This window comes from Staphylococcus schleiferi (assembly GCF_025558325.1).
In the GTDB taxonomy this organism is placed as follows: domain Bacteria; phylum Bacillota; class Bacilli; order Staphylococcales; family Staphylococcaceae; genus Staphylococcus; species Staphylococcus schleiferi.
On sequence record NZ_CP094712.1, the window covers coordinates 666,933 to 687,437 of the forward strand.

Sequence of the window (20,505 nt, forward strand, 5' to 3'; positions counted from 1 at the left end):
TCCCAGGCTCTATTTATTTTGGTATTTATGTCCCAGACTCATTCTCCTACTCGATTTTTGGATATTTATGACTGTATTAAATCATTATTTTACTTTTCTTTCATATGTGATTGCGCCGTGTTTATCGAAAATCGTGAGACCAGAGATGTCTTTGTTTGGCGCAGGAATAATGAGACTAGCGATATAAGCTGTCACAAAGGCTGTAATAAAAGCAATAATCGATACATAAAATGGGGAACCTGCACCGCCAACACCTTGTAAGAAGTAGCTGACAATGACAGCGACGATGATGCCAATAATGACACCAATGCCATGTGTACGTTTAGTGAAAATACCCACTGCAAAAATTCCAGCAATTGGTACCCCAAAAAGACCAGTAATTAATAAGAATAAATCCCATACATCATTAGAATTTGCGGCAATAAGGTATAAAGAAATCAACATGCCAAGCAGACCGACGACAATAGTGGCAAGACGTGCAAAACGTACTTCAGCTTCCTCGCTTTTTTTACCAAAGAAGCGTTGTTTAATATCAACAGATAAACAAGCCGCCATAGAATTTAAGCTCGATGAAATCGTTGATTGTGCAGCAGCGAAAATCGCAGCAATCATTAATCCAGCTACAAAAGGTGGCATTTCAGTTAAGATAAAATAAGGCACAATGGAAGAGGTATTAAAATCTTTTGGGAGTGTCGTATGATGCGTATAAAAAACAAATAAGACAGTCCCCATGCCATAGAATAACGGTGCTGAGATCATTGCTAGAAGACCATTTGTCCATAAAGAATGTGAAGTTTCTTTAAGTGACTCAGAGGCCTGATAACGTTGTACAACGTCTTGACTTGCTGTATATTGTTGTAAATTATTAAAAATACTTCCTAAAAAGATGATTGGAATGGCTGCTGATGCGGCGGTGAATTTCCAATTGTCTGCGCTAATGAGTTTTTGCTTGTCAACAGCTTCATTGACTACAGTGCCTAAACCACCATCAATATGAACGATACCGATAATAATAATAACCAGTGCGCCACCTAGTAAAATCACACCTTGAATAAAATCACTCCAGACGACGCCTTCAAAACCGCCTAAAAATGTATAGACAATACAAAGCACACCGACTAAACTCGCAACGAGATATGGATTAATATCGGATACAGCTGTAATGGCGAGTGTAGGTAAATAGATAACGATTGCGACACGTCCTAAATGGAAAAGTACAAATAATAAAGAACCTAAAACACGAACCGCTGGATTAAACCGTGCTTCTAAATATTCATAAGCAGACGTAATCTTTAACTTTTTGAAAAAAGGAATGTAGAAATAGATTAACAATGGAATAATTGCAACGATAGCCACATTACCTGCAATATAAGACCAATCAGTTAAATAAGATTTTTCAGGTGTAGACATAAAAGTAATGGCACTCAGTGTTGTCGCATAAATAGAGAATCCTACGACCCAAGAAGGCAGTCGACCACTTGCGGTGAAAAAGCTATTTGTATCTTTACCCGCTCGCTTAGTAAAGAAAGCGCCAATACCTAACATTAACAATAAATAGCAAAGTAATGCCGCCCAGTTCCAAAATCCAAATCCAATTGTATGCATATAAATGACACCTCTCATTTTGTTTTAAAATTAATTAAATAATTAGTAAGCGCTTACATATAACGGTAAAAAAGAGAGTGAGTATGTAACATACATAGAGAAACGACATGACTCACTCCGTTTTTTCTACATAGGTGTATTACCTATGAATTAAAGTTGATAACGTTGAATCAATTGTTGAAGTGTTTCACGATTGGCTTCATTAAATGGATGGAAAGGTGCTTTTGGTACACCTGTATCCAAGCCTTTCTCAGCTAAAATGGCTTTAAGCGTTGGATAAAGACCTAATTTTAAGACAGTTTCGATAATGTCATTCGTTTCATGCTGAATTTGATAGGCGCTTTCGATCTGTCCTTGTTGTGCATGTTCAAAAATTTGACGTGCACGTATGCCATTGACATTGAAAGTCGAACCAATTGCCCCATCTACGCCTGAAATGGCTGCTTGGACAAGCATTTCATCAAAGCCAGAATAAATCAATTTATCAGGAAATGCTTTTCTTAAACGTTCAAGTAAGAAAAAGTCAGGTGCAGTATATTTCACGCCAATGATATGGTCGTTTTGGAATAATTCTTCAAATTGTTGTATTGAGATATTGACCCCTGTAAGTCCTGGAATAGAGTAAACAATCATTTTGTTGCCTGTTGCTTCAATAATTTTGAAGTAATAATCTCGAATTTCTTCGAATGTAAAAGGGTAGTAAAAAGGCGTAACTGCGGATAATGCGTCATAACCAAGTTCTGTCGCATATTGCCCTAATTCAATGGCTTCGTTTAAATCAAGTGTACCGATTTGAGCGATTAGCCGAATGGCATCTTTGGCTTCGTCTTTAGCGATGCGAAAAACTTCTTTCTTTTGAGCTGTGTTCATCAAGAAATTTTCCCCTGAGCTACCATTGACATACAAACCATCAAGTTTTTGCGTATCAATCGCATTTCGTACAATCTGACGTAAACCCGCTTCTTTGATTTCGCCTTTTTCATTAAATGGAACAAGTAAAGCTGCGTATAAGCCTTTGAGATGATCCTCCATCTTTTAAAACCTCCCAAAACAGATTTGTAATATTGGTCAGACCAATTTATAATTTAATTGTAAGCGTTATTATAAATGGGGTCAATATTAATTTTCATTTGAGAATGTTCAGATTGTGGTAAAATATAACAAATTAATAACAAGGAGATTGCTGTTGGATGGGCAAAGAAGTAGGACAATCAGGCACTAATTTAAAACAAATTGTGGTGAAAAAAATAAAAGATTATATTTTAGCCGAATCGCTTCAAGCGGGAGATAAACTTCCGACAGAACGCAAGCTCGCTGAAACGTATCAAGTGAGTCGCTCTGTCGTACGTGAAGCCTTGAGTTATTTGGAAAATACAGGGGTGACTGAAAGTGTTCAAGGTCGGGGGACTTTAGTGAAAGACCAAGATATTACCCCATTAATAGAGGGGTTTTTATTTAGTTTTCAAGTCTCGCAAGGGAATTTAAAAGACTTGATGATGTTGAGACTGACATTTGAACTTGCCGCTATTGATATTATTGAACGAAAAAATGTACCGCTCACGGCGATCAAAGAAGCGTTAGTGGATAACGTAGAAGATTTCAATGTTGAGGCAGATCAAGCTTTTCATGAAAGTTTATTAGCTGCTGTCGACTCATCATTATTTAAGCAAATGAGTGCTGTCGTACAGGCGTATTTTTATCAAATGGCAATCGAAACAACACAAACTGAAAATGAAAGGAGTTTGACGGAACACCGAAAAATATACGAAGCTTTAATGAATGAAAATTATGTATTGGCTAAAGAACTATTGACACAACATCTGATGAGAGGGGCAGAGTTTTATGAATAAATTTGCTTTTGATATTGGGGGGACTTATATTAAATCAGCAGTTATCACTGAGGAGAATCAATTGTTAGATTATGATAAAGTTAAAACACCCATCAATGAAAATGAAGCGATTCTAAATGTTGTGGAGCAACGCTTAAAACAATATATTGAGCGTTATCGTACTTCAAAAGTATTAGTAGGAATATCTACAGCAGGAGCGGTCAATCGTGAAACAGCGTCTATTGCTTATGCAAATCCAAATATTAAAGATTACACGGGCACCCAATTTGGTAAAAGGCTAGCGCCGTTTGTAGATGATTTGCGTATTTATAACGACGTCGATGCCGCTATGTTAGGTGAGCTGAGTTTTAGAAATGAAACTTATCACAGCGCATTTTGTTTAACGTTAGGGACAGGCATAGGCGGTAGTTATTATCATCATGATATGGGATTACTGACTGGACAACGGCATCGGCCAAACCAAATCGGTGACTTACTTTATGATCCAGTAACACAAACCAATTATGAACAGCGCGGTTCAACACAAGCACTAAAAAAACAAATTCAAGCCACATACCCTGATTGTAATGTCCGACAATTATTTGAAGATGCGCAAGGTGGCAATATTACAGCAAGGCAATATCTTCAAAAATGGGCTTATGAAATCGCACGCGGGATAGCTGAAATCCAAGTGATTTATGATCCAGAAATCATCATTATTGGGGGTGGGGTGTCAGCACAAGGTGAACAACTGTTACAATATATCCAACCGCAGCTCACGAAATTTCTTCCTGATGGCTATGGACATGCACGAATTGAGGTCGCCATGTTACAAAATAATGCCGCACTGATTGGGGCAGTTTCTGAATTGTAAACTGATATAGAATTTTTATTTACATTAATGCTATAATACTGTAATGAAGTGGTCATATTCGTGTGACTTCAGTATTGAGGAGGAAATGAAGTGAATACAAAATTTCTAGTTTATACAGCATTAATGACAGCGATTATCGCGATTATGGGATTTGTTCCTGCGATTCCATTACCGTTTTTTCCGGTACCCATTGTTTTACAAAATGTAGGTATCTTTTTAGCGGGAATCTTGTTAGGACGTAAATATGGTGCATTAAGTGTCATCGTATTTTTATTACTCGTATTACTAGGTGCGCCATTATTATCAGGCGGACGTGGGGGATATGGTGTTTTCTTTGGACCGAGCGCAGGCTTTCTTATTATGTATCCGGTAGTTGCCTTTTTAATCGGTTGGGCAAGAGACCGTCAGTTTGATCAACTCGACTTTAAACGTATTTTTCTTATTTTATTGTTGGTTGGTGTTATTTTATTAGATGTTGTCGGTGCAATTGTAATGGGCTTGATTATACATATGCCAATTCCTAAAGCATTATGGCTGTCGCTATCATTTGTACCGGGTGATTTGATAAAGGCGATTGTTGCTACACTCATTGCGGTGGCATTGTTAAAAAATCCAATCGTATCCCGTGTGATGCGCCAAATGGCACGTTAAAAATTTGTCCAAGAGGGTGAGGAAGATGATGGAAATTCAAATGAATAGCATTTATACAGAAGGTGAAATCGTTGAATCCAACGAGCGATATACAATTTACGCTAAGCCTTCACGTCCACTCGCCTATGACGCAAATAAATGGATCTATCATCAAATGCCTGATCCACTTACATTGAAAGCGGATATGTTGCAACAGCAAGTGATGCATCAAAATATAGGTGCCGCTCACTTACAGTTTGAATTTCCTGAAAATGTAAAACCCAAACCTTCAATGATGCAGTTTCTGCGTGCGCAAGGGTTTCAATTGGGATGCTTAGAGCTCTATGTAATTGAAGCGAATATGTTGCGACAATTAAAAGGAAAGCCGATTCGAATGACACGTGTGACAACGAATCATGTGGAAGATTTTCTGCAAGTGGCTAGCCCGCTAAACCTTCCTTATGGAGAAGATTATGATGCAGAGTTTAGAGATGCTGTAAGAAAGCATATTGAATTAGGAGAGCGCCCTTTAAACTATTACGTTGCTTATTTGGATGACCAACCCGTTGGTATTTTGAACCTAATTGAGAAAGAAGGTACAGTTGAAATTGATGGGTTTGCTGTTGCAGAGCAATATCGCGGTCAAGGGATAGGTTCGAGTATGCAAGCTAAAGTAGGAGAAATTGCAGGAAAGCGACCCGTTATTTTAGTTGCGGACGCAGAGGATACGGCGAAAGAGATGTATATCAAACAAGGTTATACTTATGTAAGTTTTCAATATAGTGCGCTCAAAGAACACATTGACGCGCATCCATCAGGATCTGCCGATCTACATATTTAGTTTAAAGATAATGTTAAATTACGTGATTAAGCTATTTTGGGAAACTGAAGTAAAGATTGAAGGCTGTACATCTATAAAAAAGCAATTGCATATCAAATGAATCGAGCGCTAAGCTGATAGTTATTTAACGTCAACTTAGCGCTTTTTTTATTAGCGCTTTTCATTTAAAGGTTTTGAACGCGTTCTGGATGACTGTAAATGTTAAAGTGACCGTCTCGAACAAAGCCAATGGCCGTAATATTCAAGTCTTCAGCGAGTTGAACTGCAAGTGTCGTAGGAGCAGATTTAGAAATAATCATACCTACACCGATTTTAGCTGCTTTAATTAAGATTTCGGACGAGATACGACCGCTAAAAATGAGGATTTTATCTCGCACAATAATATGGCGTTCGATACAATAACCATAAAGTTTATCCAACGCATTATGCCGTCCGATATCTTGACGGTGAATGTAAAATTGAGCGCCATCACTAATAGCAGCATTATGAAGCCCACCAGTAGCGTGGAAGACTTCGCTTTGTTCTTGTAGCTCAGCCATCATCGTTAAGACTTGCTCGGGTGTGACTTGGATGGTGGTCATTGCTGTTTTAGCAATAGCGGCATCGTTTTGAAAATAAAATTCGCGACTTTTACCACAACATGAAGCGACTAAACGTTTGGTTGATAGTTGGATTCGGTCATGAAGCGGGACTGTCGTTTCGACATGTGCATAACCCCTTTGATCATCAATGTCTATAGATTTAAGTTCATCTCTTTTAAGTATCACACCTTCAGATGCAAGAAAGCCTAATACCAATTCTTCGATATAGTTTGGACTACATATGACGGTCGCAAACTCTTCTTGATTCACCATTATCGTGAGTGGGAATTCGGTGACGTAATCATCTGTCGTTGCATATAATTTTCCATTCTCATAACGTATAATGGACTGATTTAAACGAATATCTGAGTCCAATCGTCTATCGCCCCTTTCAATGTGAAAATTGTTAAATGTGTTTGACACAAAACTGACAGACTATATAGCTTTTATTTTAAGTGTTAATGCTGTCTATTAAAAGAAATATTACGAGTATGGTCATTGAAAACAGTCATTTAAGTTAGTAAAATGTAGTAAACAAACTAAGGAAGTGTAAATTACGATGGCAAGTATAAGAGAAATAGCGAAAGAGGCAGGCGTTAGTCCAGGTACAGTTTCTCGTGTTTTGAACGAAGACCCTTCATTATCCGTTGCAACCGCAACGAGAGAACGCATTATTGAAATTGCAAATAGATTACGTTATACAAAGCAAAAACGATTGACCCGTCAAATCCAAATTGTGACACATGCATCGAAGGAAAAGGAAATGATCGATCCTTATTATAGAGAGCTTCGTTTGGCAATTGAAAAGGAAGTTCAACATTTAAACCTTACTTTAAAAAAGACGATACGCACGCATGAAATCAAACACTATAACATGTTGGAGCGTATTCAAAAGGCAGGTTCAGTCATCGTCATTGGACCTTTTAAGCAGTCATTTATCGAACAGCTTTATCAATATAACGAGCGGCTTATTTTAATCAATCAGTTAGATGCACCGAGTGGTATTGATGCCGTTTCTTCTGATTTGTATCAAAGTATGACAGCATTATTGAGTGGTATTCAAAAGCGGCAAATAGAATCGATTGTCTATGTGGGTGGTGAAACTAAAATACGAGGCATAGGTTCAGATTATAGCCTTCAGTTGGATGCGAGACAACGTGCCTATATGGATTGGTGCGACTTAAATCAGAAAACACCTGTTGTTTACCCGTCTGGCTGGGATCGGGAAAGTGGCTTAGAAGTAGGACAGAAAATAGCGCAACAGTCGACCTTGCCTGAATTGGTTATTGCTGGTAATGATATGCTTGCGGTAGGTGTCATCCAAGGATTACAACAGTATGGCGTTCATATTCCAGAGGATACACAAATTGTGAGCTTTAATGATTCTGAAATGAGCCAATATACCGTACCTATGATATCAAGTGTTCGTATTCCGATAGAGGAGTTTGGGCGCCAAGCTGTGCGTTTGGCCCAAGATTTAATGAAAGGACAACGCGAAGTCGCCATTCATATGCAGCTTAATACAGCATTGCAATACCGAAGTAGTTTTCCTAAGCGCTAGCCTCTATTGACAGCCCTTTCACTAAACAGTAAAATGTAATTGATGTTTACTATAAATTTAACTTTGAGGTGTGACCTATGCAAAATCTAACGCAAAAATTTACTGACATTTTCCATGAAGCACCCACATTGACAGCTTTTGCACCTGGACGGATTAATTTAATTGGTGAGCATACGGATTATAATGGAGGATTTGTTTTCCCAGCTGCAATTGAATTAGGCACGTATGGTGCGATTTCTAAGAGATCCGACAGACTGATTCAACTATACTCTACAAATTTTGAAGAAGTCGGTGTGATTTCGTTTGATTTAGACCATTTGTATTATGAGAGTTCAGATCAATGGGGCAATTATCCTAAAGGTATTATTCGCTTTCTTGTTGAACGATATCCTCAGATTGAAACAGGCTTCAATATCATTTATGAAGGTAACATTCCGAATGGCGCCAGTTTATCTTCATCTGCTTCAATCGAGTTGCTTACTGGCCATTTAATTACGACTTTATTTCACATTAACATGAATCGATTAGAGCTTGTTAAAATGGGGCAGCGTGTTGAAAATGACTTTATTGGTGTGAATTCTGGAATTATGGACCAATTTATTATTGGGTTTGGTAAAAAGGATCATGCAATATTGTTAGATACAAACACTTTGGAATATCATTATGTCCCTACGGAATTTGGCACGTATAAAATTTCAATTATGAATACGAATAAGCGTCGTGAATTGGCAGAGTCTAAATATAATGAGCGTCGCGCTGAATGTGAACAAGCGCTAGCACAATTGCAACAACATCTTGATGTGCAGTCGCTTGGAGAAATAACGATGGCGCAATTTGAAGCTTATGCACATGTCATTAATGATGAAAAATTACGTCGTCGCGCCAAACATGCTATTTCTGAAAATGCACGTACGAAGCAAGCCTATGAAGCACTAAAGGCACATGACTTTGATACGTTTGGCCAGTTATTAAATGCTTCTCATGCTTCATTGAAAGATGATTACGAAGTGACAGGGATTGAACTAGACACTTTAGCAGAATCCGCACAAAAAGTAGAGGGTGTGTTAGGTGCGCGAATGACGGGGGCTGGCTTTGCAGGTTGTGCCATTGCCCTTGTGCACCAAGATAAGATTAAAGATTTAGAGCGTATTGTGACAGAAGAATATACACGCACGGTCGGTTATGCACCTTTGTTTTATCATGTTGATATTGCCAATGGCGTACGTACTTTAGAAGAAGTTTAAAGGAGTGGATCAAACATGTCATTACTTGTCTTAGGAGGCGCCGGTTATATAGGAAGTCACTGTGTTGATCAGTTAGTGGAAGCGGGCCATGAAGTTGTCGTTGTTGATAATTTAGTGAAGGGGCATCGCCAAGCTGTACATGAAGCAGCAAAATTTTATGAAGGAGACATACGTGACGCAAGTTTTCTCAATCAAGTATTTGAGCAAGAACAAATAGAGGGTGTTTTTCACTTTTGTGCCTTTTCGTTAGTTGGAGAATCTGTAACCATGCCGCTCGAATACTTTAATAACAACGTGTACGGCTTACAAGTGTTACTCGAAGTGATGCGTGCACATGATGTACAATATATTATCTTTAGTTCGACAGCAGCAGTATACGGTGAACCAGAAGTGATTCCAATCGAAGAGACTGCTAAAAAAGCGCCTACGAGTCCTTACGGTGAAAGTAAGTTAATGATGGAGAAAATGATGCGATGGTGTCACGAGGCATACGGTATCCGTTATGCTGCTTTACGTTACTTTAATGTAGTAGGTGCAAAAGCGGATGGTTCCATTGGTGAAGATCATCATCCGGAAACGCATTTAATCCCTGTCGTGCTTCAAGTGGCTTTAGGTCAACGAGATAAATTAAACGTGTTTGGCGATGATTATGATACACCAGATGGAACACCGATTAGAGACTATTTACATGTGACGGATTTGATCACTGCGCACATACTTGCTTTCAATTATTTAAAAGAAGGTGGAGAGAGTGGTGCGTTTAACTTGGGAACAAACCACGGTTACTCCGTTAAAGAAATTTTAAATGCTGCTCGTGAAGTGACGGGTTGTGAAATTCCAGCAGTTGTTGCACCACGACGTGCAGGCGATCCAAGCAAACTGGTTGCTTCTAGTGAGAAAGCAACGCAACGATTAGGTTGGACACCCCAGCATGACGACATTCATGAAATTATCGCAACGGCATGGCAGTGGCATCAAAGTCATCCGAATGGCTATGAGAACGTATAGAGGAGGCGCATTATGGCAAATGCATCACATGTCTATCAATTTGCAGATGCTGTTATTGAACAAGGTGATTTTGAAATAGAAGACCGAATTTATGTTGTGAACCAAATTTTAGCGCGCTTGAAAGCAAATGATGTTGCGTTACTGGATAATCAATTTGATGTACAACCCCAGTCGCCGATAGAAATGGTAAATGTTCTTATTGAAGATGCGATTCAACGCGGTGTATACGATGATATTTTGGCTGAACGCGAACAGTTGGAAGCGAGTTTAATGGATTTGCTCACGCCAAAACCCTCTACTGTGAATCGAATGTTTTACCTAAAATACCAACAATCACCCCAAGCGGCTACAGATTACTTTTATGAATTAAGTCATCTCAATCATTACATTAAGCAAGAGGCAGTTGCCAAAAACATTATGTATGATGTATCGACAGAATATGGTAACTTCGAGATTACAATTAATTTATCGAAACCTGAAAAAGATGCACGTCAGATTGAGCGAGAAAAGCTCGCGCCTGCTTCAAAATATCCGCAATGCGCAATTTGTATGGAGAACGAAGGGTTCTATGGCAGTATGACCCAAGCCGCACGTTCAAATCACAGAATTGTCCGGATGAACATTAATGGGGAAACATGGGGGTTTCAATATTCACCTTATGTTTATTTTAATGAGCATAGCATTTTACTATCTGAAGAACATACGCCGATGAAGATTAATCAACGGACGTTTGAAAATTTGCTTGATTTTGTAAGACAGTTTCCACATTACACAATCGGCTCTAATGCAGATATTCCGGTCGTAGGGGGTTCCATATTATCCCATAACCATTATCAAGCAGGACGCCATGAATTTCCAATGGCGCTCGCTCAGTTAGAACGTGACTTTACTTTAAAGTCCTATCCTGAAGTTACGGCAGGTATCGTTCAATGGCCAATGAGTGTGATTCGTCTCATTTCGAAAGATACGGAACAACTGATTGCAGCAAGTGAATGGATTAGACAAAAATGGGAAGATTATAGTGACCCTACAGTGCAAATTAAAGCTAGAAGTAGTTCAGGAGAGCGACACCATACAATAACACCGATCGCAAGGTATCGAAATCATTGTTACGAAATGGACTTAGTCTTACGTGATAACCAACGGACTGAAGCTCATCCAGATGGTCTATTTCATCCACATCAAGATGTCCAACATATCAAAAAAGAAAATATAGGTTTAATCGAAGTTATGGGCACTGCCATTTTACCCGGACGGTTAAAAGACGAGCTCCAAAATGTGATTGCCTATTTAGAAGGCGACAAAAATGTTTCATTAGGTGTACACGAAAAGTGGGCACATGAGATGAAACGTCAATATGACTTTAATAAACTAGATGCTTATGAAATTGTCCGAAAAGAAGTGGGTTATAAATTTGAAAGAGTGCTACATGATGCAGGGGTTTTTAAAAGAAACACAACAGGTCAAGCTGCTTTTAATCGCTTTATCACCACATTAAATGAAACATGACACATCAAAACGTTCGAAATTTGATATACTGATTTCGAACGTTTTTATTTGAGATAGCATTGATAAAAAGGAGCGGTTTAGGTGAAAAAGTTATTCGGATTACTAGTGTTAAGTTGTTTATTGTTAATGACAGCCTGCGGACAATCCTCATCCAATTCAAAAGAAGAACAGTCGAAAACGTTGACTGTGTCAGCGGCTGCAAGTTTGACAGATGTGACAAAAGATTTGGAGGAAGCCTTTCATAAAGACCATCCTAATGTTAAGGTAAACTTCAATTACGGAGGCTCCGGCGCTTTACGTCAACAAATTGATAAAGGGGCACCCGTAGATGTATTGATGTCGGCAAATACGAAAGATGTAGATTTACTAAAACAAAAAGGAAAAGTGAAAGAGACGTATGATTATGCACGCAATACACTCGTATTAATTCACAAAAAAGGAAGTCCTATCAAAAGTGTAAATCAATTAGGCGATGAAGATCACCTTGCAATGGGTGAAGTTGAATCTGTACCAGCTGGAAAATATGGGAAAACGTATCTCGAAAGCCAAAAATTATGGTCAAAAGTAGAACCAAAAGTCGTTTATGCAAAAGATGTGCGTGAAGTATTAAATTACGTGGATAAAGGGAACGCACAATTAGGATTTGTTTATAACACAGATTTATACGTCGGAAAACAACAACATAAAGGTGTCGAAAAAGTAGCTGAAGCGCCACTTAAAAAGCCTATTGTTTATCGTATGGGTAGAGTTACAGATACAAAAGAAGCAAAAGCTTGGTATAACTTTATGAAGAGTCACAAAGCACAACAAATTATGAAAGATTATCATTTTAAGAATTAGGTGAGTCGATATGCACGATTTAACGCCGCTTTGGATTTCAATACGTGTAGCAGTGGTAAGTACCATCATCGTTTTTATTTTGAGTATTTTACTCGCAAAATCGATGTATCATCGGAAACAAAAGTGGACGCATATGATTGAAAGCATTGTATTACTTCCTATCGTTTTACCACCGACAGTTCTCGGGTTTTTGTTACTGATGCTCTTTTCAGTGAACGGAGGTTTTGGTCATTTTTTGACGGATGTACTCGGTGTTAAAGTGGTCTTTACATGGATAGGGGCAACGGTTGCTTCAGTCATTGTGAGTTTTCCATTAATGTATCAACATGTCGTGCAAGGATTTAGAAATATCAATCCTAAAATGTTAAATACCGCACGTACGATGGGGGCATCTGAGCTGAAAATCTTTTTTAAAATTATTTTGCCATTATCTAAGCGGGCGTTAATCACTGGAACGATGTTAGCTTTTGCGCGTGCCATTGGTGAATTTGGCGCAACATTGATGGTGGCAGGCTATATTCCGGGTAAAACGAATACATTGCCTTTAGAGATTTACTTTCTCGTTCAACAAGGACGAGAGAACCAAGCTTGGCTATGGGTACTCGTGCTCGTCGCTTTTGCCATATCGGTCATCGGTACAATGAACATGTTGAACCGTGATCGTTATCGGGAGGTGGATTAATTGATTGAGATAAATATTCAAACAGCGATTAACCAACGTATGATTCATATTCATATTCGAAGTTATCGGCCACGTATTTATGCGATACAAGGTTTTTCTGGGATTGGTAAAACGACGTTACTAAATATGATTGCGGGCATTCGTATACCTGATAAAGGGTATATTCGTATGCATCATCGGACATTGACTGATACATCACAAGGCGTACATATCCCCATTCAACAAAGACGTATAGGCTATCTGTTTCAAGATTATCAGTTATTTCCACACATGACAGTATTTAAAAATATTACCTTTATGGCACAAAATAATGCGCACATTGAACGTTTAATTGACCAATTAAACATAAAGCACTTATTAGCTTCATATCCAGAGCGTTGTTCTGGTGGAGAAAAACAGCGGATTGCATTAGCGCGGGCATTAAGTATGAAACCTGATTTACTGCTGCTAGATGAACCCTTTTCAAGTTTAGATGATGAGGCAAAACAGCAAGGGATTGATTTAATCAAAGAAATATATCAACAATGGCAAATTCCTATTATTTTTGTCACGCACTCAAAATGGGAAGCCAATGCATTAGCGGATGAAACTATCGTGATTCAATAAAGACTTCTGTGCGCGTTCAAGTGCCGATTTACCTTAATAGTATGATGCGCGAGGAGTGAAATCATCATTGAACTTCAGTCGTGTCATTAAAATGTAGGGAATCTACTGAGAGATTAATACGGTTTTACCTAATTGTGAAAAAATTAGAATTAAGTTTTAATCAATTGAGTAGATAAAATAGAGGCCGTATAATTAATAAAAAGAATCAATGGAAAGGCGTTTTAATATGGCAAAGGATCGCTATTCTAGACAAATACGATATAAAGGCATCGGTGAAAGTGGCCAACAAAAAATCAGTCAAAAGGCAGTGTTGATTGTAGGGATGGGTGCGCTTGGGACACACCTTGCTGAAGGGTTAGTGCGTGCAGGTATCCGAAAATTAATGATTGTCGACCGAGATTATATTGAGCATTCTAATTTGCAAAGACAAACACTCTTTACAGAACAAGATGCTGATGAAAGTGTACCTAAAGTGATTGCAGCCCAACAAATGCTACATGCGATACGACGGGATGTAGAAATCGAAACGTTTATCGAACATGTTGACAGTGCTTTTTTAGAACGAATTGTACCAGAAGTAGACTTAATTATGGATGCAACAGATAACTTTGAAACACGTCTGCTGATTAACGATGCCGCTTATTTATATCACACACCATGGATTTATGGGGGTGTGGTACAAAGTACTTATGTGGAAGCGCCATTTATTCCGGGTGAAACACCTTGCTTTCAATGTCTCGTGCCACAAATCCCATCGATGAATTTGACATGTGACACAGTAGGGGTGATTCAGCCTGCTGTAACAATGACAACAAGTCTTCAATTAGCTGATGCTTTGAAAATTTTAACTGAAACGCCAATAGAAGCAAAACTCACATATGGTGACATTTGGGAAGGGACACATTATCGATTTGGCATGCAACGCCTATATCGTTCAGATTGTCCAACATGTGGGACAACACCGACTTATCCTTATATGAATGCACAAGAGACACACTTTGCTGCATTGTGCGGAAGGGATACTGTACAATATCAACATCCTTCGTTGACACATGACGCACTCATTACATTTTTACAAGAACGTCAAATCTCTTATCAATCGAATGGATATTTAATTCGCTTCCACTTTGAAGCTTATCGTATTGTGGCATTTCAAGATGGTCGCTTACTCATCCATGGGTTAAAAGATTTACATCAAGCGCAAGTTTTAGTACATAAATTGTTTGGTTAGTCATAAAAGGAGGTTATTCGATGCATACAAATGTAAAGCTCGACCGTGATATACGTTGTGCTGTACTTACAGTTTCTGATACAAGAACTGTTGATACAGATAAAGGGGGGCAACTCGTCCAAACGTTGTTACAAACAACGAATTGTGTGGTTCAGCCCGAACACTATCAAATTGTTAAAGATGACCGCTCTGCGATTGAATCACAACTTAAGCAATGGTTAACAGAGTCGCTCGATGTCATTATAACGACAGGTGGGACAGGGATTGCACCTAGGGATGTGACTATTGAAGCGGTACGACCGTTATTGTCGAAAGAAATCGAAGGCTTTGGAGAACTATTTCGTTATTTAAGCTTTGTAGAAGACGTCGGAACACGGGCTTTATTATCAAGAGCTGTAGGTGGTTCGGCAGGTCAAACATTAATTTTTAGTTTGCCGGGTTCGACAGGCGCCGTTAAGTTGGGGATGAATCGATTGATCTTACCTGAAATCAATCATCTCGTTCATGAAATGAATCGTTAGCATTTTTGCAGAGTAAAAAGAAGAATGTTTTGAAGAGAAAATGTGGTTTTCAGACAGTTTTGTGATTTGCAGTGCACATATTGTAATTCAATCAAGCGGGCAACGCATAAATTAAGAAATGGGGATGACTTGAGTGACCCACTTGATTGAATAAGACCATTATCTACATTTGGAAATAGAGCTAGTGACGACTAAAATCTGATTTTCCGCCTGTTTTTTTGATTAAGTAAGTTTCGCCGATAATCATTCCTTTGTCGACAGCTTTACACATGTCGTAAATCGTAAGTGCTGTGACAGAAGCGGCAGTCAGTGCTTCCATTTCAACACCTGTTTTTCCAGTTGTTGAAACAGTAGCATCGATATGAAGTCGGTACGCATCATCCCTCATTTCCCAGTCAAAAACAATATCAATACCAGTCAGTGCGAGTGGATGACACATAGGAATAATGTTTGACGTGTTTTTAGCTGCCATTATTCCCGCAATTTGTGCAGTATTCAAGACATTCCCTTTTTTATTAGAATTATGAATGATTTGTTCATAAATTGTCGCATTTACTTGGATGCTTGCGTGGGCAATGGCAGTACGTTGGGTCGTATTTTTATCAGAAACATCGACCATTTTGGCGTTACCTTGTTCGTTTAGATGTGTAAATTCAGACATGCTATTCCTCCTTAATGATGCAAGGTTAGTATAGCATGAATCTTTTAATTTGTTAGGAGTGTATGCGGAATGCCAGTAGAAAAGAGACACCCCATTCCAGTGATGGAGGCTATTGAACGTGTTGTGAAACAAAATATTTTGATGTCTGCCACAAAGGTCAACATATATGAAAGTGAAGGCTTTATTTTAGCAGAAGATATTGTTGCCACTTATGCAATTCCACGCTTTGATAAATCGCCCTATGATGGATTTGCATTGCGCAGTGAAGATACGCAAGGAGCGAGTCATGACCATCGCATTGCATTTAAAGTGGTTGATCATATCGGTGCAGGTGCAGTCTCAACTCAAAAATTACAACAAGGTGAAGCTGTTCGTATTATGACCGGCGCAGAAATTCCTCAAGGTGCCGATGCAGTCGTTATGCTAGAACAAACTGTTGAAACCGAATCAGGTTTTACTATTCGTAAACCTTTCAATAAAAATGAGAATATCTCATTGATGGGTGAAGAGACGCGTGAAGGGGATGTTGTACTAACTAAAGGGCAACGTATTAATGCCGGTGTGGAAGCCGTATTAGCCACATTCGGTTATGTCGACGTTCCTGTCTTTCAAAAGCCAAGTGTTGCTATCATCGCCACTGGCAGTGAGCTACTTGATATTGATGCACCGTTAGAGCCTGGAAAGATTAGAAATTCTAATGGACCTATGATTCATGCGCTGTTACGCAAAGAGGGAATTGAAGGCACGTTATATCGGATTCAAGAAGACGATTTTGACAGCAGTTTAGCTGTTGTTAAAGAAGCGCATCAGAAACATGACATCGTAATTACTACTGGGGGTGTCTCAGTCGGTGATTATGATTATTTACCTGACATTTATCGTTCTTTAAACGCAGAGGTCCTGTTTAATAAGGTTGCAATGAGACCTGGGAGTGTAACAACTGTTGCTGTTGCAAATGAAAAATATTTATTCGGCTTATCAGGGAATCCATCTGCATGTTACTCAGGATTTGAGCTTTTCGTTAAACCAGCCATTTATCATATGATGCATGCACAACGCTATTATCCAGCAGTCATCCGTGCCACATTAATGGAAGACTTTAAAAAGGCCAATCCATTTACAAGATTTGTACGTGCCAACGCTGTGTTGACAGGGCGTGAAGCCACCGTTACACCATCAGGATTTAACAAATCTGGTGCTGTTGTCTCTATTGCACACAGTAATGCCATGATGGTATTGCCTGGCGGGACAAGAGGGTTCCAGAAAGGGCATCAAGTAAGTGTCGTGCTCACATCATCTGAAGCCTACCAACAGGAACTGTTTTTATGATTTTACAAGTAGTCGGCTATAAAGATGTTGGTAAAACAACTGTTGTGTCTCGAATCGTAGAACATTTTAAAAGATTAGGCTATCCTGTTGTTACGATTAAGCATCATGGCCATGCGCATGAAGAGATTACATTGCCACATGAGCATGTAGATCATATGCGTCATTTTAATGCGGGTGCAGATCAAAGTATTGTACAAGGGCATCAATATATAGAATCGATACAACGTTATGATGAAATGAGTTTACAGACTTTGATCCGTGAATGTGTTACCATTGATGACAGTATTATTCTAGTTGAAGGTTATAAAAATGCTGATTATGATAAAGTGATTTTATATCGTAATCAAGCGGAGTTCAAACAGTTAAATAGATTGAAAAATGTAAAATATGCACTGCATAGAGATAAAGTTGTCGATGAATTTGATCAATTTGAAAGATGGCTTGATACGTGGGTGCAAAATAATAAAGGATGAAGAGATTGAAACAGTTTGAAGTTACAACGGAACCACTCAATCCTGAACAATATCGCATGTATACTTTGAATGAAAAGCAAGGGGCGATTGTTGTCTTTACAGGGCATGTACGTGAGTGGACCAAAGGCATACGGACACAATATCTTGAATACGAAGCTTATGTTCCGATGGCTGAAAATAAATTGAAGCAAATTGGTGATGAGATTGCTGAGCGTTGGCCAGGCACAATCACTGCGATTGGTCACCGTATTGGTGCGTTAGAAATCTCGGACATTGCGGTTTGTATTAGTGTGTCATCGCCACATCGAAAAGACGCATACCAAGCAAATGAGTACGCGATAGAACGTATTAAAGAAATGGTTCCGATATGGAAAAAAGAAATATGGGAAGATGGTGCCGAATGGCAAGGACATCAAAAAGGGTACCATGAAGATGCCATTCAAAAGGGAGGACAGCAGTCGTGAAAGTATTGTACTTTGCCGAAATTAAAGAATTATTAGGTCAATCTGAAGAAACATTCCACTTTGATCATCCGATTGCGGTCACAGCTTTGAAACAACATTTATATCAAAATTATCCTGCCATTCAAGGAAAAAAATTCCAAGTGGCAATCAACGAAGATTTTGCTCAAGCGGATGATGTGATACAACCAAACGATGTGGTTGCGCTCATCCCGCCAGTCAGTGGAGGTTAAAAACAAATCATGAAAGCTATCATCTTAGCAGGTGGTCACTCTGAAAGGTTTGGTTCACCCAAAGCATTTGCAGAAATTCAAGGCACACCTTTTTATCATAAGTTAATCGATACGCTACAAGAAACAAATATGTTTAGCGATATTATTATTAGTACGAATGAACATTTGGCTATGCAATTCGAAGCGCAAAAAGCACAAGTGGTCATTGATGATGCGAACCATCGCGGTAAGGGACCTCTTGCAGGTATTTATAGTGCGATGGTCCAAGATGAAATGGAAGATGTATACTTCGTTATTTCGGTGGACACCCCTATGGTCACTAAAAAAGCGATTAGCCAGCTTTATCAATTTATGGTCTCTAATCTTATAGAAGAGCAATTAGATATTGCCGGGTTTGCAAGTGAAGGGAAACCGATACCTACGATTGCCTTTTATCATAAACGTGTATTTCCAATTATTGAACAAGTGCTTCAATCGGGTGATTTAAGTATGAAACATGTTTATGAACAAGTTTCTACCGATTGGTTGGATGCAGATTCAATTAACGGTCCAAGTTATTGGTTTAAAAATATTAACTACCAAGATGATTTGGCAACATTAGAAGCAGAAATGATAGAGTAATGGAAAAAAAGGGGGGCGCAAAATGGCTGAACAAATATTAGATAAGTTGGGAAGACCCATTCGTGATTTGCGCATTTCCGTCACAGATCGATGTAATTTTCGATGCGATTACTGTATGCCAAAAGAAATTTTCGGGGATGATTATGTCTTTTTACCTAAAGATCAATTATTGAGTTTTGAAGAGATTACGAGAATTACACGACTTTATGCACAATTAGGTGTGAAAAAGGTAAGGATTACCGGTGGGGAACCTTTACTGCGCCGTGATTTGCATCGATTAATCGCTCAAATTAATGCGATAGAAGGCATAGAAGATATCGGTGTGACAACGAATGGCTTGTTGCTCAAAAAGCACGGACAAAAGTTGTATGATGCAGGATTAAGAAGAATCAATGTCAGTTTAGATGCTATTGAAGATCCGGTTTTTCAGTCGATTAACAATCGTGGTATTAAAGCTTCAACAATACTTGAACAAATTGATTATGCAGTCGCTATTGGTTTACAAGTTAAAGTCAATGTCGTTATCCAAAAAGGCATCAATGATGATCAAATTATTCCAATGCTCCATTATTTTAAAGATAAAGATGTTACAATACGTTTCATTGAATTTATGGATGTAGGTAACGACAATGGATGGGATTTTAGTAAAGTTGTGACTAAAGATGAAATGTTAGAAATGATTCATAAAGAATTTGAGGTTGAAGCAGTGCCGCCTAAATACTTTGGAGAAGTAGCAAAGTATTATCGATACGTAGGGGCTCAGTCCAAATTCGGCTTAATTACAAGCGTTTCTGACTCATTTTGTTCAACGTGTACGCGCGCACGACTCTCATCCGATGGTAAATTTTATGGCTGTTTATTTAGCAGTGTCAATGGATTCGATGTACGACAACTTTTAAGAAGCCAGATGACAGATGAAGAAATCATAGCACAACTTAAACAGTTATGGCGTGTCCGTGATGACCGTTATTCTGATGAACGAACAGCACAAACCGTGGCGCGTCGCCGTAAAAATAAAATAAATATGAACTATATCGGAGGCTAATCGACAGCGCTAATAGAGTAAGATGTCAAGATTACCTCATAATCAAATAAAACCCTTCACAGTCGCATTTTTCATGTGACTGTGAAGGGTTTTTAGAGTTGTAGCATTATTTTGACTGTA

General features: G+C 38.7%; 23 protein-coding genes. 19 read left to right on the forward strand and 4 right to left on the reverse strand.

The features are described from left to right. Positions 1 to 84: 84 nt before the first annotated feature. Together MUA40_RS02825 and MUA40_RS02830 are read right to left on the reverse strand one after the other, a co-directional pair. Positions 85 to 1,605 carry a sodium:solute symporter family protein gene (locus tag MUA40_RS02825; protein ID WP_016426310.1) on the reverse strand — a complete coding sequence of 507 codons (1,521 nt, stop codon included), beginning with the start codon at positions 1,603 to 1,605 and terminating at the stop codon, positions 85 to 87. Between the two features lie 150 nt (positions 1,606 to 1,755). Further along, positions 1,756 to 2,637, reverse strand: coding sequence for an N-acetylneuraminate lyase (locus tag MUA40_RS02830; protein ID WP_167732660.1), 882 nt, complete (start codon positions 2,635 to 2,637; stop codon positions 1,756 to 1,758). Between the two features lie 158 nt (positions 2,638 to 2,795). On the opposite strand from MUA40_RS02830, the gene MUA40_RS02835 reads away from it, so the two are divergent. From MUA40_RS02835 to MUA40_RS02850, 4 genes are all read left to right on the forward strand, one after another. After that, positions 2,796 to 3,455, forward strand: a complete 660-nt coding sequence (locus tag MUA40_RS02835; protein ID WP_167732659.1) for a FadR/GntR family transcriptional regulator — start codon at positions 2,796 to 2,798, stop codon at positions 3,453 to 3,455. Then, entirely contained in the window at positions 3,448 to 4,308 is an 861-nt protein-coding gene (locus MUA40_RS02840) for an ROK family protein (protein WP_016426313.1), read from the forward strand. Before MUA40_RS02835 ends, MUA40_RS02840 begins: the two co-directional genes overlap by 8 nt. A gap of 90 nt (positions 4,309 to 4,398) precedes the next feature. Continuing rightward, entirely contained in the window at positions 4,399 to 4,959 is a 561-nt protein-coding gene (locus tag MUA40_RS02845) for a biotin transporter BioY (protein WP_016426314.1), read from the forward strand. Between the two features lie 25 nt (positions 4,960 to 4,984). After that, positions 4,985 to 5,779 (forward strand): GNAT family N-acetyltransferase, encoded by a 795-nt coding sequence (locus MUA40_RS02850; RefSeq protein ID WP_228446239.1) that lies wholly within the window; start codon positions 4,985 to 4,987, stop codon positions 5,777 to 5,779. Positions 5,780 to 5,943: 164 nt separating this feature from the next. Here the strand turns inward: MUA40_RS02850 and fdhD are convergent, their stop codons facing one another. Then, positions 5,944 to 6,735 carry a formate dehydrogenase accessory sulfurtransferase FdhD gene (gene fdhD / locus MUA40_RS02855; protein ID WP_016426316.1) on the reverse strand — a complete coding sequence of 264 codons (792 nt, stop codon included), beginning with the start codon at positions 6,733 to 6,735 and terminating at the stop codon, positions 5,944 to 5,946. Positions 6,736 to 6,919: 184 nt separating this feature from the next. Between fdhD and MUA40_RS02860 the strand changes: the two genes are divergently transcribed. From MUA40_RS02860 to MUA40_RS02900, 9 genes are all read left to right on the forward strand, one after another. After that, entirely contained in the window at positions 6,920 to 7,921 is a 1,002-nt protein-coding gene (locus tag MUA40_RS02860; protein WP_126496264.1) for a LacI family DNA-binding transcriptional regulator, read from the forward strand. A 77-nt stretch (positions 7,922 to 7,998) separates the two neighbouring features. Continuing rightward, positions 7,999 to 9,165, forward strand: a complete 1,167-nt coding sequence (locus tag MUA40_RS02865) for a galactokinase (protein ID WP_167732657.1) — start codon at positions 7,999 to 8,001, stop codon at positions 9,163 to 9,165. Positions 9,166 to 9,180: 15 nt separating this feature from the next. After that, complete coding sequence (gene galE / locus MUA40_RS02870; protein ID WP_016426319.1) at positions 9,181 to 10,173, forward strand: UDP-glucose 4-epimerase GalE; 993 nt, start codon at positions 9,181 to 9,183, stop codon at positions 10,171 to 10,173. 9 nt (positions 10,174 to 10,182) lie between these two features. Further along, positions 10,183 to 11,682 (forward strand): UDP-glucose--hexose-1-phosphate uridylyltransferase, encoded by a 1,500-nt coding sequence (gene galT / locus MUA40_RS02875; protein WP_371665255.1) that lies wholly within the window; start codon positions 10,183 to 10,185, stop codon positions 11,680 to 11,682. A gap of 126 nt (positions 11,683 to 11,808) precedes the next feature. After that, entirely contained in the window at positions 11,809 to 12,522 is a 714-nt protein-coding gene (gene modA / locus MUA40_RS02880) for a molybdate ABC transporter substrate-binding protein (protein WP_207554547.1), read from the forward strand. A 10-nt stretch (positions 12,523 to 12,532) separates the two neighbouring features. Beyond that, positions 12,533 to 13,204 carry a molybdate ABC transporter permease subunit gene (modB, locus tag MUA40_RS02885; protein ID WP_016426322.1) on the forward strand — a complete coding sequence of 224 codons (672 nt, stop codon included), beginning with the start codon at positions 12,533 to 12,535 and terminating at the stop codon, positions 13,202 to 13,204. Then, on the forward strand, positions 13,205 to 13,810 hold the full coding sequence (locus MUA40_RS02890) for an ATP-binding cassette domain-containing protein (protein WP_262569869.1): 606 nt from the start codon (positions 13,205 to 13,207) through the stop codon (positions 13,808 to 13,810). Between the two features lie 226 nt (positions 13,811 to 14,036). Beyond that, complete coding sequence (locus tag MUA40_RS02895) at positions 14,037 to 15,041, forward strand: ThiF family adenylyltransferase (RefSeq protein WP_016426324.1); 1,005 nt, start codon at positions 14,037 to 14,039, stop codon at positions 15,039 to 15,041. Between the two features lie 20 nt (positions 15,042 to 15,061). Further along, positions 15,062 to 15,562 (forward strand): MogA/MoaB family molybdenum cofactor biosynthesis protein, encoded by a 501-nt coding sequence (locus MUA40_RS02900; protein ID WP_016426325.1) that lies wholly within the window; start codon positions 15,062 to 15,064, stop codon positions 15,560 to 15,562. Positions 15,563 to 15,743: 181 nt separating this feature from the next. Here the strand turns inward: MUA40_RS02900 and moaC are convergent, their stop codons facing one another. Further along, a complete protein-coding gene (gene moaC / locus MUA40_RS02905) occupies positions 15,744 to 16,223 on the reverse strand; it encodes a cyclic pyranopterin monophosphate synthase MoaC (RefSeq protein WP_016426326.1) in 480 nt (159 codons plus the stop codon). A 69-nt stretch (positions 16,224 to 16,292) separates the two neighbouring features. Between moaC and MUA40_RS02910 the strand changes: the two genes are divergently transcribed. Genes MUA40_RS02910 through moaA form a run of 6 tightly spaced genes read left to right on the forward strand, consistent with a single transcriptional unit; the run spans position 16,293 to position 20,385 of the window. Beyond that, the gene (locus MUA40_RS02910; RefSeq protein WP_155976509.1) at positions 16,293 to 17,552 is read left to right on the forward strand and encodes a molybdopterin molybdotransferase MoeA; all 1,260 of its coding nucleotides are present in this window, start codon (positions 16,293 to 16,295) and stop codon (positions 17,550 to 17,552) included. Continuing rightward, on the forward strand, positions 17,549 to 18,025 hold the full coding sequence (gene mobB, locus MUA40_RS02915) for a molybdopterin-guanine dinucleotide biosynthesis protein B (protein ID WP_016426328.1): 477 nt from the start codon (positions 17,549 to 17,551) through the stop codon (positions 18,023 to 18,025). Before MUA40_RS02910 ends, mobB begins: the two co-directional genes overlap by 4 nt. Positions 18,026 to 18,030: 5 nt before the next feature. Beyond that, positions 18,031 to 18,489 (forward strand): molybdenum cofactor biosynthesis protein MoaE, encoded by a 459-nt coding sequence (locus MUA40_RS02920; RefSeq protein ID WP_037559482.1) that lies wholly within the window; start codon positions 18,031 to 18,033, stop codon positions 18,487 to 18,489. Further along, the gene (gene moaD / locus MUA40_RS02925) at positions 18,486 to 18,719 is read left to right on the forward strand and encodes a molybdopterin converting factor subunit 1 (RefSeq protein ID WP_016426330.1); all 234 of its coding nucleotides are present in this window, start codon (positions 18,486 to 18,488) and stop codon (positions 18,717 to 18,719) included. The genes MUA40_RS02920 and moaD overlap by 4 nt, the downstream gene beginning before the upstream one ends. A 9-nt stretch (positions 18,720 to 18,728) precedes the next feature. After that, positions 18,729 to 19,340: a molybdenum cofactor guanylyltransferase MobA gene (gene mobA, locus MUA40_RS02930; RefSeq protein WP_016426331.1), complete on the forward strand. Its 612-nt coding sequence runs from the start codon at positions 18,729 to 18,731 to the stop codon at positions 19,338 to 19,340. Between the two features lie 22 nt (positions 19,341 to 19,362). Next, complete coding sequence (moaA, locus tag MUA40_RS02935) at positions 19,363 to 20,385, forward strand: GTP 3',8-cyclase MoaA (RefSeq protein WP_016426332.1); 1,023 nt, start codon at positions 19,363 to 19,365, stop codon at positions 20,383 to 20,385. The last annotated feature ends 120 nt before the right edge of the window (positions 20,386 to 20,505 follow it).

Coding starts and splice junctions, on each gene's coding strand:
- MUA40_RS02830 (WP_167732660.1), bottom strand. CDS start 2,637: ATGGAGGATCATCTCAAAGGCTTATACGCAGCTTTACTTGTTCCATTT.
- galE (WP_016426319.1), top strand. CDS start 9,181: ATGTCATTACTTGTCTTAGGAGGCGCCGGTTATATAGGAAGTCACTGT.
- MUA40_RS02835 (WP_167732659.1), top strand. CDS start 2,796: ATGGGCAAAGAAGTAGGACAATCAGGCACTAATTTAAAACAAATTGTG.
- MUA40_RS02895 (WP_016426324.1), top strand. CDS start 14,037: ATGGCAAAGGATCGCTATTCTAGACAAATACGATATAAAGGCATCGGT.
- MUA40_RS02825 (WP_016426310.1), bottom strand. CDS start 1,605: ATGCATACAATTGGATTTGGATTTTGGAACTGGGCGGCATTACTTTGC.
- MUA40_RS02910 (WP_155976509.1), top strand. CDS start 16,293: ATGCCAGTAGAAAAGAGACACCCCATTCCAGTGATGGAGGCTATTGAA.
- MUA40_RS02860 (WP_126496264.1), top strand. CDS start 6,920: ATGGCAAGTATAAGAGAAATAGCGAAAGAGGCAGGCGTTAGTCCAGGT.
- modA (WP_207554547.1), top strand. CDS start 11,809: ATGACAGCCTGCGGACAATCCTCATCCAATTCAAAAGAAGAACAGTCG.
- moaC (WP_016426326.1), bottom strand. CDS start 16,223: ATGTCTGAATTTACACATCTAAACGAACAAGGTAACGCCAAAATGGTC.
- modB (WP_016426322.1), top strand. CDS start 12,533: ATGCACGATTTAACGCCGCTTTGGATTTCAATACGTGTAGCAGTGGTA.
- MUA40_RS02850 (WP_228446239.1), top strand. CDS start 4,985: ATGATGGAAATTCAAATGAATAGCATTTATACAGAAGGTGAAATCGTT.
- mobB (WP_016426328.1), top strand. CDS start 17,549: ATGATTTTACAAGTAGTCGGCTATAAAGATGTTGGTAAAACAACTGTT.
- mobA (WP_016426331.1), top strand. CDS start 18,729: ATGAAAGCTATCATCTTAGCAGGTGGTCACTCTGAAAGGTTTGGTTCA.
- MUA40_RS02900 (WP_016426325.1), top strand. CDS start 15,062: ATGCATACAAATGTAAAGCTCGACCGTGATATACGTTGTGCTGTACTT.
- moaA (WP_016426332.1), top strand. CDS start 19,363: ATGGCTGAACAAATATTAGATAAGTTGGGAAGACCCATTCGTGATTTG.
- MUA40_RS02865 (WP_167732657.1), top strand. CDS start 7,999: ATGCAAAATCTAACGCAAAAATTTACTGACATTTTCCATGAAGCACCC.
- MUA40_RS02840 (WP_016426313.1), top strand. CDS start 3,448: ATGAATAAATTTGCTTTTGATATTGGGGGGACTTATATTAAATCAGCA.